General features: G+C 27.9%; 14 protein-coding genes. 6 read left to right on the top strand and 8 right to left on the bottom strand.

Going from position 1 to position 14,013, the window contains the following annotated elements:
- Positions 1-106: 106 nt before the first annotated feature.
- Together HMPREF0202_RS06605 and HMPREF0202_RS14730 are read right to left on the bottom strand one after the other, a co-directional pair.
- On the bottom strand, positions 107-1,345 hold the full coding sequence (locus HMPREF0202_RS06605; protein ID WP_023050196.1) for a DEAD/DEAH box helicase: 1,239 nt from the start codon (positions 1,343-1,345) through the stop codon (positions 107-109).
- A gap of 73 nt (positions 1,346-1,418) precedes the next feature.
- Positions 1,419-2,327: a GGDEF domain-containing protein gene (locus HMPREF0202_RS14730; protein WP_023050195.1), complete on the bottom strand. Its 909-nt coding sequence runs from the start codon at positions 2,325-2,327 to the stop codon at positions 1,419-1,421.
- A 242-nt stretch (positions 2,328-2,569) separates the two neighbouring features.
- On the opposite strand from HMPREF0202_RS14730, the gene HMPREF0202_RS06595 reads away from it, so the two are divergent.
- Positions 2,570-2,824, top strand: a complete 255-nt coding sequence (locus HMPREF0202_RS06595; protein WP_023050194.1) for a hypothetical protein — start codon at positions 2,570-2,572, stop codon at positions 2,822-2,824.
- A gap of 148 nt (positions 2,825-2,972) precedes the next feature.
- Positions 2,973-3,203, top strand: coding sequence for a hypothetical protein (locus HMPREF0202_RS06590; protein WP_040406685.1), 231 nt, complete (start codon positions 2,973-2,975; stop codon positions 3,201-3,203).
- Between the two features lie 37 nt (positions 3,204-3,240).
- Here the strand turns inward: HMPREF0202_RS06590 and HMPREF0202_RS06585 are convergent, their stop codons facing one another.
- On the bottom strand, positions 3,241-3,936 hold the full coding sequence (locus tag HMPREF0202_RS06585) for a polysaccharide deacetylase family protein (protein ID WP_023050192.1): 696 nt from the start codon (positions 3,934-3,936) through the stop codon (positions 3,241-3,243).
- Between the two features lie 150 nt (positions 3,937-4,086).
- On the opposite strand from HMPREF0202_RS06585, the gene HMPREF0202_RS06580 reads away from it, so the two are divergent.
- Together HMPREF0202_RS06580 and HMPREF0202_RS06575 are read left to right on the top strand one after the other, a co-directional pair.
- A complete protein-coding gene (locus tag HMPREF0202_RS06580; RefSeq protein WP_023050191.1) occupies positions 4,087-5,259 on the top strand; it encodes a hypothetical protein in 1,173 nt (390 codons plus the stop codon).
- Between the two features lie 12 nt (positions 5,260-5,271).
- Positions 5,272-6,429, top strand: a complete 1,158-nt coding sequence (locus tag HMPREF0202_RS06575; RefSeq protein WP_023050190.1) for a M20 family metallopeptidase — start codon at positions 5,272-5,274, stop codon at positions 6,427-6,429.
- Positions 6,430-6,460: 31 nt separating this feature from the next.
- On the opposite strand, the gene HMPREF0202_RS06570 is transcribed toward HMPREF0202_RS06575, so the two are convergent.
- A complete protein-coding gene (locus HMPREF0202_RS06570; RefSeq protein WP_051364138.1) occupies positions 6,461-7,696 on the bottom strand; it encodes a M20 family metallo-hydrolase in 1,236 nt (411 codons plus the stop codon).
- 22 nt (positions 7,697-7,718) lie between these two features.
- The gene (locus tag HMPREF0202_RS06565) at positions 7,719-8,240 is read right to left on the bottom strand and encodes a GNAT family N-acetyltransferase (RefSeq protein ID WP_040406683.1); all 522 of its coding nucleotides are present in this window, start codon (positions 8,238-8,240) and stop codon (positions 7,719-7,721) included.
- A 151-nt stretch (positions 8,241-8,391) separates the two neighbouring features.
- On the opposite strand from HMPREF0202_RS06565, the gene HMPREF0202_RS06560 reads away from it, so the two are divergent.
- Both HMPREF0202_RS06560 and HMPREF0202_RS06555 read left to right on the top strand, forming a co-directional pair.
- Positions 8,392-9,018 carry an HAD family hydrolase gene (locus tag HMPREF0202_RS06560; protein ID WP_023050187.1) on the top strand — a complete coding sequence of 209 codons (627 nt, stop codon included), beginning with the start codon at positions 8,392-8,394 and terminating at the stop codon, positions 9,016-9,018.
- Between the two features lie 61 nt (positions 9,019-9,079).
- Positions 9,080-9,976 (top strand): alpha/beta hydrolase, encoded by an 897-nt coding sequence (locus tag HMPREF0202_RS06555; protein WP_023050186.1) that lies wholly within the window; start codon positions 9,080-9,082, stop codon positions 9,974-9,976.
- Between the two features lie 32 nt (positions 9,977-10,008).
- Here the strand turns inward: HMPREF0202_RS06555 and hisR are convergent, their stop codons facing one another.
- The 3 genes from hisR to HMPREF0202_RS06540 are packed head-to-tail and all read right to left on the bottom strand — an operon-like array spanning position 10,009 to position 13,838.
- The gene (hisR, locus tag HMPREF0202_RS06550) at positions 10,009-10,797 is read right to left on the bottom strand and encodes a histidine racemase (RefSeq protein ID WP_023050185.1); all 789 of its coding nucleotides are present in this window, start codon (positions 10,795-10,797) and stop codon (positions 10,009-10,011) included.
- 47 nt (positions 10,798-10,844) lie between these two features.
- Positions 10,845-11,789, bottom strand: coding sequence for a formimidoylglutamase (gene hutG, locus HMPREF0202_RS06545; RefSeq protein WP_023050184.1), 945 nt, complete (start codon positions 11,787-11,789; stop codon positions 10,845-10,847).
- A gap of 33 nt (positions 11,790-11,822) precedes the next feature.
- Positions 11,823-13,838, bottom strand: a complete 2,016-nt coding sequence (locus tag HMPREF0202_RS06540) for a urocanate hydratase (RefSeq protein ID WP_023050183.1) — start codon at positions 13,836-13,838, stop codon at positions 11,823-11,825.
- Between the last annotated feature and the right edge of the window lie 175 nt (positions 13,839-14,013).

Genomic DNA, 14,013 nt, shown 5'->3' with positions numbered 1-14,013 from the left:
ATTAAAAAACTTTAGTAAATTCATTACAAATCATCTCGTATTATACATATAATACGAGATGATTTGTAAAAAAAAATCTTTCTAAATAAATAGAAAGATTTTTTTTTTAAGATTTTTTTGCGCTTTGTTGTTTATTTGAAGATTTCTTAAATCTATTAGATTTAGGTTTATTTTGAGGATTAGTAGGTTTTTCATTATATTTTTTTATAGGCTTTTTAGATAAATCTTTCTCATTTCCATGAACTTTAGCAAATTCTATCTTATTTAATTTTAAAATTTCTGTTAAAATCTTTTTATCATCTAATGATGAAAAAGAAATTACTATACCATTTTTATTAGCTCTTCCTGTTCTTCCACTTCTATGAGTAAATGCTTCAGCCGTTTTAGGTAAATCAAAGTTTATAACATGAGTAACTTGAGGTATATCTAAGCCTCTAGCAGCAATATCAGTAGCTACAAGTATATTATATTTTCCTTCTCTAAAACCAGATAAAGCAGCATCTCTTTGATTTTGTGATAAATTACCTTGAAAATTTACAGCTTTTAATCCTTTAACTTCTAATGTTTTACTAAGATGTCTAGCTTTGTGTTTTCCATTTGTAAAAACAATAACAGATTCTATACTCGAATCATCAAGTAATTCTATAAGTTTTGATTTTTTATCATCGTGATCTATATGATATAATTCATGCTCAATTAATTTAACAGGATCTTTGTATTCTACTTCAATTGTTTTATGTCCCTTTTCTAAAACTTTAAATGCTAAAGTTTTAATTTCTTTTGGCATTGTTGCTGAGAAGAAAAGAGTTTGCTTCTTTTTAGGAGTATGTTTTACAATTTTTTCAATATCTTTTAAAAATCCCATATCTAACATATGATCAGCTTCATCTAATACTAAAAATTCAAGTCTTGTTAATCCTAAATTTCCTTGATTAATATGATCTAGAATTCTTCCAGGACACCCTACAACAATATCTACTCCAGTCTTTAAAACGTCTACCTGTTTTTTAACTGATGTTCCACCATAAACAGCTAAACTTTTTATCCCAATCTGCTTTCCTAATTGTAAAACAGTATTATTAATTTGTTCTGCAAGTTCTCTAGTAGGAGCAATAATCAAAGCTCTTACACCTTTTCCTTTTCCTTTTGTTGTTGCTATTTTTTCTAAAATAGGAAGAACAAATGCTGCAGTTTTTCCTGTTCCTGTTTTAGCTAATCCAAGAATATCGCTTCCTTCTAAGATTACTGGGATAGCTTGTGCTTGAATTGGGGTAGGTTCTTTATATCCAACAGCATCAATTTGTGCCATTATTTCTGTTTTAAAATTAAATTCTTTAAATTTCATATTTTCTCCATTTATAATATTTTTTGTGTATCTGTTATTATAACATTATTTTGAAGAAAATAATATAAATTAATTAATAATTTGTCACTATTGTTCCTTTACCATTTTTTTTAGCTGTATATAGAGCCATATCTGCTTTTTTATATAAATCATTTATTGTTTTTAGTTCTATCTTTTTTTCAGCAACTCCTATACTTACACTTTTATTAAAAGTCTCAAATTCTGATAAAATTATTTTAGCTAAATTTAATGCTTCTTCTTTTGTTTTTTTTACTAAAATTAAAAACTCATCTCCACCCATTCTTATTGCATAACTTTCGGAATGAATAGTTTCTTTTATTATTTTAGAAAGAGCTTTTAGTATTTTATCACCTTCAATATGACCTTTTGTATCATTTAAACTTTTGAAATTATCTATATCTAGCAAAATTACACTAAGATGCTCCATATTATTATAAATTTTAGATATTTTTTCTTCATAAAAATTTCTATTATACAAACCTGTTAAAACATCTCTATATACTTTTTTATTTACTTCATCTATATTTTGATAATATAAATAAAATTCACTAACTTTATCATGCTTTATTGGAAATACTTCAATTAATACCTCACCTTCGTCTGAATCAACTACAGGTTTCATACTGATTCCAAAAAATTTTTTTAATTTCTGTTGCTCTTCTGATAAGTAGAATTCCTTTTCAAAAACAACAATTTGAGAAGCTTTAGAGACTTCTCCTAAAGATTTTCTTAATGGACATTCAGGACAATTTTCGGTTTCCCCACATCTTTGATTACTATCTTCTGTATGAATACAAGTAAATAAATTTCCAAAAAGTTCCCCTAATTGTTGATTTTTTAAATGCTTTTTTTTCATTATACTCATCATATACTTATTTAAAAATTTAACTTCAGCTTTATTATTTAATACGACAACCCCAGTTGACAATGTATTAAAAATAGATTGTAATCCATCTAACATTTTGTATCCCCCTAATTATTTTGATTAAACTTTTATGTCCAATTTTTTAATCTTACTATTAGTAGTATAACTTTTGTTCCATAAAAAATCAAACTAATTTTTATTTGTTATGATTGTAAACAATTGAACAGATTATAAAGTTGAAAAATTATACCAAAACTTTTGATCTAAAATTTCAAATATACAATTTCTTAAAATAGTTGTAGAATATATCGTAAATTTAACAACAAAAGGAGTTCTAAATGAAAAAAATTTTATTATCTTTAGCAATACTAACAATTTTTGCAGCGTGTGGAAAAGAAAAAGAAGAAGTTTCTACACAAGAAGTTATAGTTGAACAGACTACTGTTATTGAAAAAGTTCCTACTAATAGTGCTATTGAAGCTATTGAACAATCTGTTGCAGCAGATGTAAATGAAGAAACAAGTGGAGATGTTATAATTCCAAACTCTGAAATTGTATCAACTGAAGAAATAGTTGAAACAGTTGCTAACTAATTATAAAGTCAAGCATCAAGATTTTGTCTTGATGCTTATTTTTTTCTAAACTTAAAGGAAATAGCTATGTTTAACTGTATAATCTTAATATAAACTATATATTATGGAGGTGAGTGAGAGAATATTTGTCAAAATATCTCTCTTCAAAATGGATATAAAAGATAACGAAAAAGTGTTGACTGTCAGAGATTGGATTATAATTCAAATAATTATGATGATTCCTATTGTAAATATAATTATGTGGATTAAATGGCTAGTTTCTGATAAAACTAATCAAAATTTAAAAAATTTTTTAATTGCTTCTTTGGTTATGATAGTTATTGGTATGATTATTTGGTTTCTTTCAATGACATTTTTAATGACTTCAAGTATGCAATAAAAAAAAGGATAAAATTCATTTAGAATTTTATCCTTTTTTATTTTAAACTTTTATACGGCTCTATATTTAACAATTCATCAAGTTTCACAAATTCATATCCTTTACTTCTATAATATGGAATTAATTTTTTCAAAGCTTCATATGATGTATCTTTATCTGGTTGTGTATGCATAAGAATAATACTTCCATTTTTTGTTTCTTTTTCTTGAGTATTTACTACGTAATCTAATGATCTCTTTGTATTCCAATCCTCTCCATCTACATTCCAAAGAACTATATTCATATCTAGATTTTTAACAGCTATTTTTACATTTTCTGTAATTATACCATATGGTGGTCTATATAACTTTGGAGTCACACCTATAATATCATTTATTGTTTTATTTGTTTTTTCTATTTCAGATATTATAAGTTCTTGAGATGCCTTATCAAAATTTGAATGTGTATAACTATGATTTAAAACTAAATGACCTTCCTTATGAACTCTTTCAACTTCTAATTTTCTATCTGAAATATTTTTTCCTATGAAAAAAAAGGATGCTTTTATCTTTTCTTCTTTTAATAAATCTAAAACTTTTGGAAGAGAAGTATCATTCGGTCCATCATCAAAAGTTAAAGCTATCTTTTTAATTTTACTATTTCCTTGAGAATATATTTTTTCACTTGCAAATCCATTTCTAAAAATAATAAAAAATATTGTTATTAATGAAAATAACTTTAATTTTTTTTTCATATCTACCTCCGAAGCTTAAAAAATTTTAAAATAAAAAGACATACTTTTCTTTATCTATTCGTTGAAAATACTTACCTTCCTTTTATTTTGAATACATCTTAAAATTTAATAATATATTTTTTATTTGGTACTATTTGGAGGAGATTTTTTATGAATTTAATTACAGCGATTATTTGTGTTTTGGGAGCTCTAGCTATTGGTGAAATAATTTCTATAAAAACTAAAGCTATTGTTCCATCCGTTTTTATTACTGCTATTGTTTTTTTAATTGGTTATTGGACAATATTTCCAGAAAATATTCTTGAAATAGCTGGATTCGTAACTCCAATTATTATAAGTTCTATGCTTTTTCTTGTTACACATTTAGGAACTATGTTAAGCTTAAAAGAACTTATTAGACAATGGAAGTCATTTTCAATAGCTATTTTTGGAATATTGGGAATTTGTTTTGGAACTTTAGTTTTAGGAAAACTATTTTTTCCTTGGGAAATGTTAGTTATTGCAACTCCACCCCTTAGTGGAGGGGTGGTTGCCTCAATTATTATGTCTGAGGCTGCAACTGCTAAAGGATTACCTAAACTTGCTGTTTTAGCTGTTGTTATGTATGTTATGCAAGGATTTATAGGTTATCCTTTAACTGCTTTTGTTCTAAGATTAGAAGGAACAAGTCTTTTGAAAAAATTTAGAAAAGGAGAAGCTATTAATCTTGATAAAAAAGAGATTGAAGAAGAGGAAACTAAGCGATTGATTCCGCCTCTACCAAAAGAATATCAAACAACTTATATTGTTCTTTTAAAATTAGCTCTTTTAGTTGGAGGTGCAATTTTATTTACAGAAGCTATTAACGAAGTTGTTTCTAGATATGTTATCTGTTTATTTGCTGGAGTAATTGGTGCTGAAAGTGGCTTTATTGAAAGAAAACCTTTAAATGTATCTGGAACTTTTGGATTTTATATGACCGGTCTAATGGCTTTTATATTTGGCGGATTATCTAAAGCCACTCCTGAAATGCTTCAAACTCTTTTGATTCCTTTCATAGGTATTATTGGATTTGGTGTTGTTGGAATGTTAATATTTTCATTTATAGTTGGTAAAATTTTAAAAGAATCTTCTCCAATGTCATGTGCCATATCTTTAAATGCCTTATATGGATTTCCTGCAAATTATGCTTTAACAGTTGAAGCAGCTAAATCTCTAGGAGAAACAGAAGAGGAAAAACAGTTTTTAATTGATGCTATGTTACCAAAAATGTTAGTTGGAGGCTTTGTTTCTGTAACTATTGTTTCTGTTATTATAGCTGGAATATTTGTAAAATTACTATAAGGAGGATAAAAAATGATTAAAAAACTTGTAGAACAAAATAAAAATTATATTATTAACATGAGAAGGGAGTTTCATAAATATCCTGAACCAAGTTTTCAAGAATTTAGAACATCTAAGAGAATTCAAGAAGAATTAACAAAAATGGGGATTCCATTTAAAGTAATTGCAGGTACTGGCGTAGTTGGATTTATAAATAAAGATAAAAAAGGTAAAAAAATTATTTTAAGAGCAGATATGGATGCCCTACAAGTTCAAGAATGCACTGGTGTAGAGTATTGTTCTACAAATATTGGCATGATGCATGCATGTGGTCATGATGGACATTCTGCAATGCTTTTAGGAGCAGCTAAAGTATTAAATGAAATAAAAGATACTTTAGCTGGTGAAGTTAGACTTTTTTTCCAACCTGCAGAAGAAATTGCACAAGGAGCTTTAAAAATGCTTGAAGAGGAACCTATTGATAATGCAGATGGATGTTTTGCAATTCATTTATGGAGTGATCTTCCTTGTGGTAAAGTTTCTGTAGAAGCTGGTACTAGAATGGCATCAGCAGATATATTTGAAATTGTTGTAAACGGTAAAGGTGGGCATGGATCGCTCCCACATCAAACTATTGATGCCGTTGTTGTTGGTTCAGCTTTAATTATGAATTTACAATCAATTGTAAGTAGAGAGATAAGTCCTTTAGAATCTGGTGTTGTAACTGTTGGATCTTTCCATTCAGGAACACGATTTAATGTTATTGCAAACCAGGCTATTTTAAAAGGAACAACTCGTACTTTTAATCCTGAAATTAGAAATAATTTTAAATCAATTTTAGAAAGAGTTACAAAGGGAACTTGTGATACATATAGAGCTTCTGGTCAAGTTAATTATACATATGGAACTGCTCCTTGTATAAATGATGAAAATTGTTCAAAAATTGCTTTAAAATCTGTTGAAACTATTCTTGGAAGAGATGGAATTTTAAAAATGGAAAAAATTACTGGTGGAGAAGATTTCTGCTATTTCTTAGAGAAAGTCCCTGGAGTCTTAGCTTTTGTTGGAGCTGGAAACCCATCTAAAGATGCTAATTATCCTCATCACCATGAAAAATTTGCAATAGATGAAGATTCTCTAGAAATTGGTACGGCTTTATATGCTCAATATACTTTGGATTTTTTAAGTTAAAATAAAAATACACGGAATATTCCGTGTATTTTTATTTTTTTAATAATTCAACAATTGTATCGCATAATATTTGACATCCTGCTTCTACATCTTTTTCTTTAGTTAATTCTTCTTTACAATGACTTCTGCCATCTATACTAGGTACAAATATCATCGCTGATGGAATATGTTGTCCTAAAATACTTGTATCATGATTAGCTCCACTATAAAGCTTTGTATAATTATATTTTCTTATTTTTATAGTATTTTCTATTATATCTAAAATATCTAAACTAGACTTTACTCCCCTTGCTTCAGCTATTTGTTCAATTTCACAATAGAAACCTTTTTCTTTTAATTCATCTAATTGGCTACCTATTACATCTATTACAGTTAATAAATTTTCCTCATCAATTCCTCTTAAATCTATTGTGAACTCTATAAATTTAGCAATTATATTAGTTTGGTTCGGAAATATATTTATTTTTCCAACAGTTGCTACTATTGAACTATCATCCATAGATTTTACAATATTTGGTATCTCTGAAATTAACTTACATCCTTCTGCTACAGGATCTAATCTATACTTCATAGGTGTAGCTCCTGCATGATTAGATTCACCTTTTATTATTATCTTAAACCATTTTAATCCAACAATACCTTTAACTATTCCAAGGGATTTATTTTCTAAATCTAATACTCTCCCTTGTTCTATATGAAGTTCAATCATAGCTTTAAACTTATTAGAATCAAATGAGATCTTATCTATATCCTCTGGATTATATCCTGCTGTTTTCATAACTTCATACATTGAATTTCCATCTGAATCTTTAATTTTCTTACTATGAGCTGTAGAAAATTTTTTACAAAAAGCTTTGCTTCCTATTAAATTAGTACCAAAATGAGGTCCTTCTTCTTCAACAAAAATTGAAACTTGATAATCATTATAAATTTTCGCTTCACTCTTAGAAAGTATTCTAGCAACTTCAAGAGCACCAATTACTCCGAGGTTCCCATCATATTTCCCTCCATTTGCAACAGTATCTATATGTGAACCACTTAAAACAATCTTTTTATTATCTCCACTTCCTTTTAAAAGCCCATGTAAGTTTCCAATACCATCAAACCAAACTTCCATACCAATAGCTTTCATTTCACCCATCAAGTATTCCTTTGCTCTTGTATCTTCAATAGTAAAAGAATATCTACTACAGCCATTTTTGGGAGTAGTGTTAAATGTGTTTAAAATTTCTAAGTCGCTCATAATTCGTTTAATATTAATTTTCAAAACTCGTCCTCCAAATATTTAATTATAGTTGTTCCTTATCTATATCTACTGTATTATCTATCCAATACCTACAAAGGCCTTCATTAATATCATACAATATTCCTCCATTACTCTCTACAGCTTTTCTAGAAGGTATATTATTTTCATAAATTGTTATTAAAACTTTATAAACACCTTTTTCTTTCAGAAGCTCTACTCCTTTTTTTATAATTAATTTACCATATCCATTCCCTCTAAATTTTGGAGAAATACTAATACCCATATTTCCACCATTTATTAATAAATTTCCATTCAATTGAGGTCTTAATTTTAATATTCCTACAATTTCATTATCAATATACATCCAATATATTTCTTGCATTACTCGCCCTATTGGCTGAATTTCCTCTGAATCTTTTAAAAATTTTTTTAATAACTCTTTGAATTCTATTTCATCACTTGGAGGGGTCATATGAAATCCATTTTCTCCTATTCCTAAATCACAAAGAAATTTGTAAACATCAACTCCATCATTTAAGTTAGATTTTTTCATTTCAAGCTTCATATAGTCACTCTCCTTTAAAATTTTTGTTCTTATGATATTATTATATTGAGCATCAAATGTCAATATAAAATTATTTTTATTAAAAATATATTCCAATTTTTTTTAGAGAATGTTACTATAAATTTAGAAAAAATAATAAAAAGGAGTTTATATGAAAAATACTATTAAAGGCATTCTTTTTGATTTAGATGGAACTATTTTGAATACTCAAAAAATGAACATAATTCCATTACAAAAGTTAATTTTAGAAGAATTTGGAAAAGAAATCTCTTATGATAATCTTCTCAAATACTGTGCATATCCTGGTAAACAAACTATTAAAATGCTTGGCTTTAATAATATTGAAGCATCTTATGATAAATGGGTTAAATATGTTAATGAATTTGAAGAAGGTGCAGTTTTATACGATGGATTTAATGAAGTTTTCAAAATTTTATATGAAAAAGGAATTAAAATAGGAATAGCTAGTTCTAAAATGAAAAAACAATATGAAATTGATTTTATTCCTACAAAACTAGATAAATATATTAACTGTGCTATTCTTGCAGAAGATACCGCTCTTCATAAACCTAATCCTGAGCCATTACTTTTAGGAGCAAAGCTTTTAAATTTAAATCCAGAAAATATTATATATGTTGGTGATACCATAGCTGATGAGATAGCTAGTAAAAAAGCTGGTATGAAATTTGCTCTAGCTTCTTGGGGAACAATCGATATTTCTGAAATAACAGCTGATTTCATTTTAAATCAACCATTAGATATCTTGTCAATAATTTAAAGGAATTTATAATTTTCTAAATATATTATTTAATATAACTTTAAATATTTAGGAGGGCATTATGAAAACAGAAAGCCAATTAATTGAAATTGAAACTGTAAAACCAAAAATTGTAGTTTATACAGATATTTCGTACTCTCAACCCTATGATCCATACTTTGGTATAACAAATTTAAAATTAGATATTTTAAAACCTGAAATAGAAAATAAAAAATTACCTTTGGTTATTTATATTCCTGGTGGTGGTTTTATGCGTTCGCCTAAAGCTAATTACATTCAACAAAAAGTTACTATAGCCGAAAGTGGATTTGTTGTAGCTAGTGTAGAATACAGAGTTCTTCCAATAGGTAAATTTCCTGATTCACTAATAGATATAAAATCTGCCATAAGATATTTAAAAGCTCATGCTGAACAATTTAATATTGATAAAAATAAAGTTATTGTAATGGGAGAGTCTGCTGGAGGATATTTAGCTGCAATTACTGGAACAACTAATGGTTCTATAGATTTTGATAAAGGTGATTATCTAAATGAAAATAGTTTAATAAATGGCGTCGTTGATTTATATGGAATTTCAGACTTAACAAAAATAGCAGCTGATTTTTCTAGTATTATTCAAAAAACTCATAACTCTCCATCTTCTCCAGAAGCTATATTTTTAAATGGTGTTTCTGTTTTTAAAGAGGGCGGATCTGTCAATGCTGATTTTGAAAAAGCTAAGAAAGCTAATCCAATAACATATATCTCAAGTAAAACACCACCATTTTTATTAATGCATGGAACTGTAGATATGCTTGTGTCACCTAGTCAAAGTGATCTATTATATCAATCTTTAATTGAAAATAATATTCAAGCTGAAAGATACCTTATAAAAGGAGCTGGACATGGTGATTTTCATTGGTGTCAACCTAAAGTTATTAATATCATAATAAATTTTTTAAATAAAATTTCAAAATAAAAACTAGAGAGGAGTTTTCTCCTCTCTAGTTTTTATATATTTATATAAGAAGTACCTTCAGCAACTATTTCAACAGGACCATCTATAAAAACTTCATTATTTTCATGAGAAACTTCTAACCAACCTCCTGGTTGAATAATTTTTGCAAAATCTATATTTTTATATTTTTTTAAATAATATCCAACTGCAGTTGTTCCTGACCCACAGCTATTTTCCCAAACTCCGTTAAATCCTTGAACTTCTACATATGGTTTCATATGCATAGTTTTATAATTAAAAAACATCACTCCAAAAGCCGAATATTTTTTCTTTTCACAATAATCTCTAATTCTATTTATAACTTTCTTATCTGTATTTAATTCTATTACAAAATGAACTATTCCTTGGAAAATAACTTCACATATTTCTATAATCTCACTTTTCTGTAACTCTAACTTTACTGTTTGGATAGAAATATTTTTTGGCATTTTAATTTTGGAGAAAAATACATTATCTATTTTTGAAGATCTAACATCTATATTTAACTCTAAATCTTCACCTGAACAAGTTATTTTATAATTTTTTTCTCTTTGGAAATTTATATCACAAAATGCTAAATAAGCTGCAAATGATCGACAAGCATTTCCACAAAACTCTCCTCCCATCATTTGAAGGTGTGTATCATTAATAAACCCAACTTGTTCTGCATACAAATTTAAATTCCCCATAGAAATTTTTGAAATTTTCTGAATATCATCTTTATTTATATTTCTTATATCATAAAGTAATGTTATATTTCCTGCTGGGTTTATTTTTACAAATTTTAATTGCTTTAAATTCATCTTCAACCTCCAAAATATATTATATTTGGAGAGATTTTTTTAGTATTTTATTCAAAATGACAAAGAATTAATTCGTATATTATGTTTGCCATTAACCTAGATGTTCTATCATCATAATCAAACGTTGGATTAATTTCAGCTACATCTATTGTTAAGTTTTTTGAATATCTTGCAATTGTTTTTAAAAGAGGTAAAGCATTTCTTGGATTAACACCAAAAGTTTGTGGTGCACTTACTCCCGGAGCTGAAGTTATATGAAATACATCTGTACATAAAGTTAAATGTATATAATCATTTCTTTTTAAAATTGAATAAAGATCGTCGCTTGGAATAGTTCTAATCTCTTCAGCAAAATAATATTTAACTCCTAGCTTATCTGCTCTATCAAAAAGTCTTTTAGTATTTGAAAATTTCTGAATACCGAAAACATTGTAGTCAAAATTCAATTTTTTTTCTTCACAAATATCAGCTATTTGTAAAAACATAGTTCCAGAATTTCTACCATTTATATACTCTCTCATATCAAAATGAGCATCGAAATTTATTATTCCAATCTTTGGGCTATCTTCTTTTTTTAAAGCATAGTCTAAAATTCCAGAATAATTTGCAAAAGCTATATCATGACCTCCTCCAAGAACTACGACAAGAAAACCTCTTTCTTTTAAAGAAGATACTATTTTAGCCATCTTTGTATGAGCTGATTCCAAGTCATGATTTACAACTTCTATAGGATCCTTTAAATCATAAAACTTTAAATCTTCTCTAAAAATTGGGAATCCTGATAAAGCCTTTTTTACATGAATCCATCCATCTTTTGCTCCTAATCTTCCTGAATTTCTTCTAACTCCCTCATCAGAATTAAAACTCACAAAACAAACTTTTTTCTCTTTCAAATCAATTTTAAGTAACTCATCTAAATCCATAACATTAACAACTTGATGTATACGAAGAACATCTAATTTATCGCCATCTATTCTTCCACTCCAGTACATATTTTATCTTCTCCTAATTTTAAATTTAATTTTTTATTTTACTAATTTTTCGATTAAGCTTTCATTTACAATATATGGTAAAGTTATATGGTCTGTTCCTTCATTATTTTTATTAAACTCTATAACAGTTTCAATAGAGTGTGGGTTTCTTGCCCAAGCTCTTCTTGCAACTCCTCCCATTACATCCCATGGCATTGCTTGAGATAAAATATCATCTACTCTTTTACTTCCATCTAAAACCATTCCAAATCCACCATTAATTGATTTACCTATTCCTACTCCTCCACCATTATGTAGAGCTATCATAGTCATTCCTCTAGCTGCGTTTCCAGCAAAACATTGTGTTGCCATATCAGCCATAATGTTACTTCCATCTTTTATATTTGATGTTTCTCTAAATGGTGAATCTGTTCCTGAAACATCATGATGATCACGTCCTAACATAACTGGTCCTATCTCACCTTTTCTAACCATATCATTAAATTTTAAAGCTATTTGAGTTCTACTCATAGCATCTTGATAGAATATTCTAGCTTGTGTTCCTACAACAAGTCCATTTTCATCTGCATCTTTAATCCACATGTAGTTATCTCTATCTTGATATCTTCTGTTTGGATTAACTAATTCAAGAGCTGCTGCATCAGTTTTTAAAAGATCCTCTTTTTTTCCTGATAGACAAACCCATCTAAATGGTCCATATCCATAATCAAATAGTTCTGGGCCTAAAATATCTTCAACATATGATGGGAATATAAATCCACCTTTATCATCTCTTCCATTTTTTGATATCTCTTTAACTCCAATATCGTAGATAGATTTTAGGAAACTATTTCCATAATCAAAGAAATAAACACCTTTATTAGTTAAATTTTTTATTACATTATAGTGTCTTCTTAATGTTTCATCAACTAGTTTTCTAAAAGTTTCTCTATCTTCTGCTAGTAATCTTGTTCTTTCTTCAAATGTTATTCCAACAGGACAATATCCACCATCGTAAACAGCATGACAAGATGTTTGATCAGATAACAAATCTATACGAATGTTATTTGCATCTGCATATTCTAATAAGTCTACTATGTTTCCTAAATAAGCTATAGCATATGGAGTTTTTGAATCCATTTTTTCTTTAGCTAAATCAAAAGCTTCTTTAGGAGTTGAAACAAATTTATTTATCCAACCCTGTTCTAATCTAGTTTGAATCCTAGATAAATCAACTTCTGCAATTATAGAAACTCCTTTAGCTATAACCGTAGCTTTTCCTTGAGCTCCACTCATTCCTCCAAGTCCTGATGTTACAAATAATTTTCCAGATAAATCTCCATCAGCAGGAACCCCACAGAAAAGTCTTCCAGCGTTTAAAATTGTAGAATATGTACCATGAACTATTCCTTGAGGACCAATATACATCCATCCTCCTGCAGTCATCTGACCATAGTTAGCTACTCCAAGAGCGGCACCTCTTGCCCAGTTATCATAATCATCAAAAGCTCCAATCATAAGTCCATTAGTTATTATAACCCTAGGTGCTGAAGGATGAGATTTAAATAACCCTGTTGGATGTCCAGAAGCTACAACTAAAGTTTGATCCATTGTTATATTTTCAAGATATTTTTTAATTAATCTATATTGCATCCAGTTTTGACAAACTTGTCCTGTTTCACCATAAGTGACAAGCTCATATGGATAAAGAGCTATGTCAAAATCTAAATTATTATCTATCATAACTTGAATTGCCTTAGCATCAGTACATTTTCCTTCATATTCAAATATTGGTTTTCCATGAATATTTCCTGTAGGTCTAAATCTATACCCATATATTCTACCATGAGTATGAAGCTCTTCTAAAAATTCAGGAGCTAACATTTCATGAAACTCTTCTGGAATATATCTTAAAGCATTTTTTAACGCTAATGCAATTTCATCTTTTTCTAAATGTACAACTCTTTTAGGAGCTCTTCTAATTTTAGGATCAAATTTAGGTACTTCTAAAGGAATATCATAGGCAGTTAACTTAATAGTCATAGCATTGAAAATCTCTTGATTTAACATAATTTAAAACCTCCACACTTTATATTTTTAAAATGACTTTAATAATTAGTTAAAAAAATTTGATTGCTTGTTAATATTGTTAATACCTCGATTTTTTAAAAAAATACAATATAAAATTTAAATACAATTTATTTATAAAAAATATAACTATCACTATAATAGAAGTTTTAAAAAA

This window comes from Cetobacterium somerae ATCC BAA-474, from assembly GCF_000479045.1.
In the GTDB taxonomy this organism is placed as follows: Bacteria; Fusobacteriota; Fusobacteriia; order Fusobacteriales; family Fusobacteriaceae; genus Cetobacterium_A; species Cetobacterium_A somerae.
Note: the sequence above shows the minus strand (reverse complement) of the source record. Positions and strands in the feature narration are given on the sequence as shown.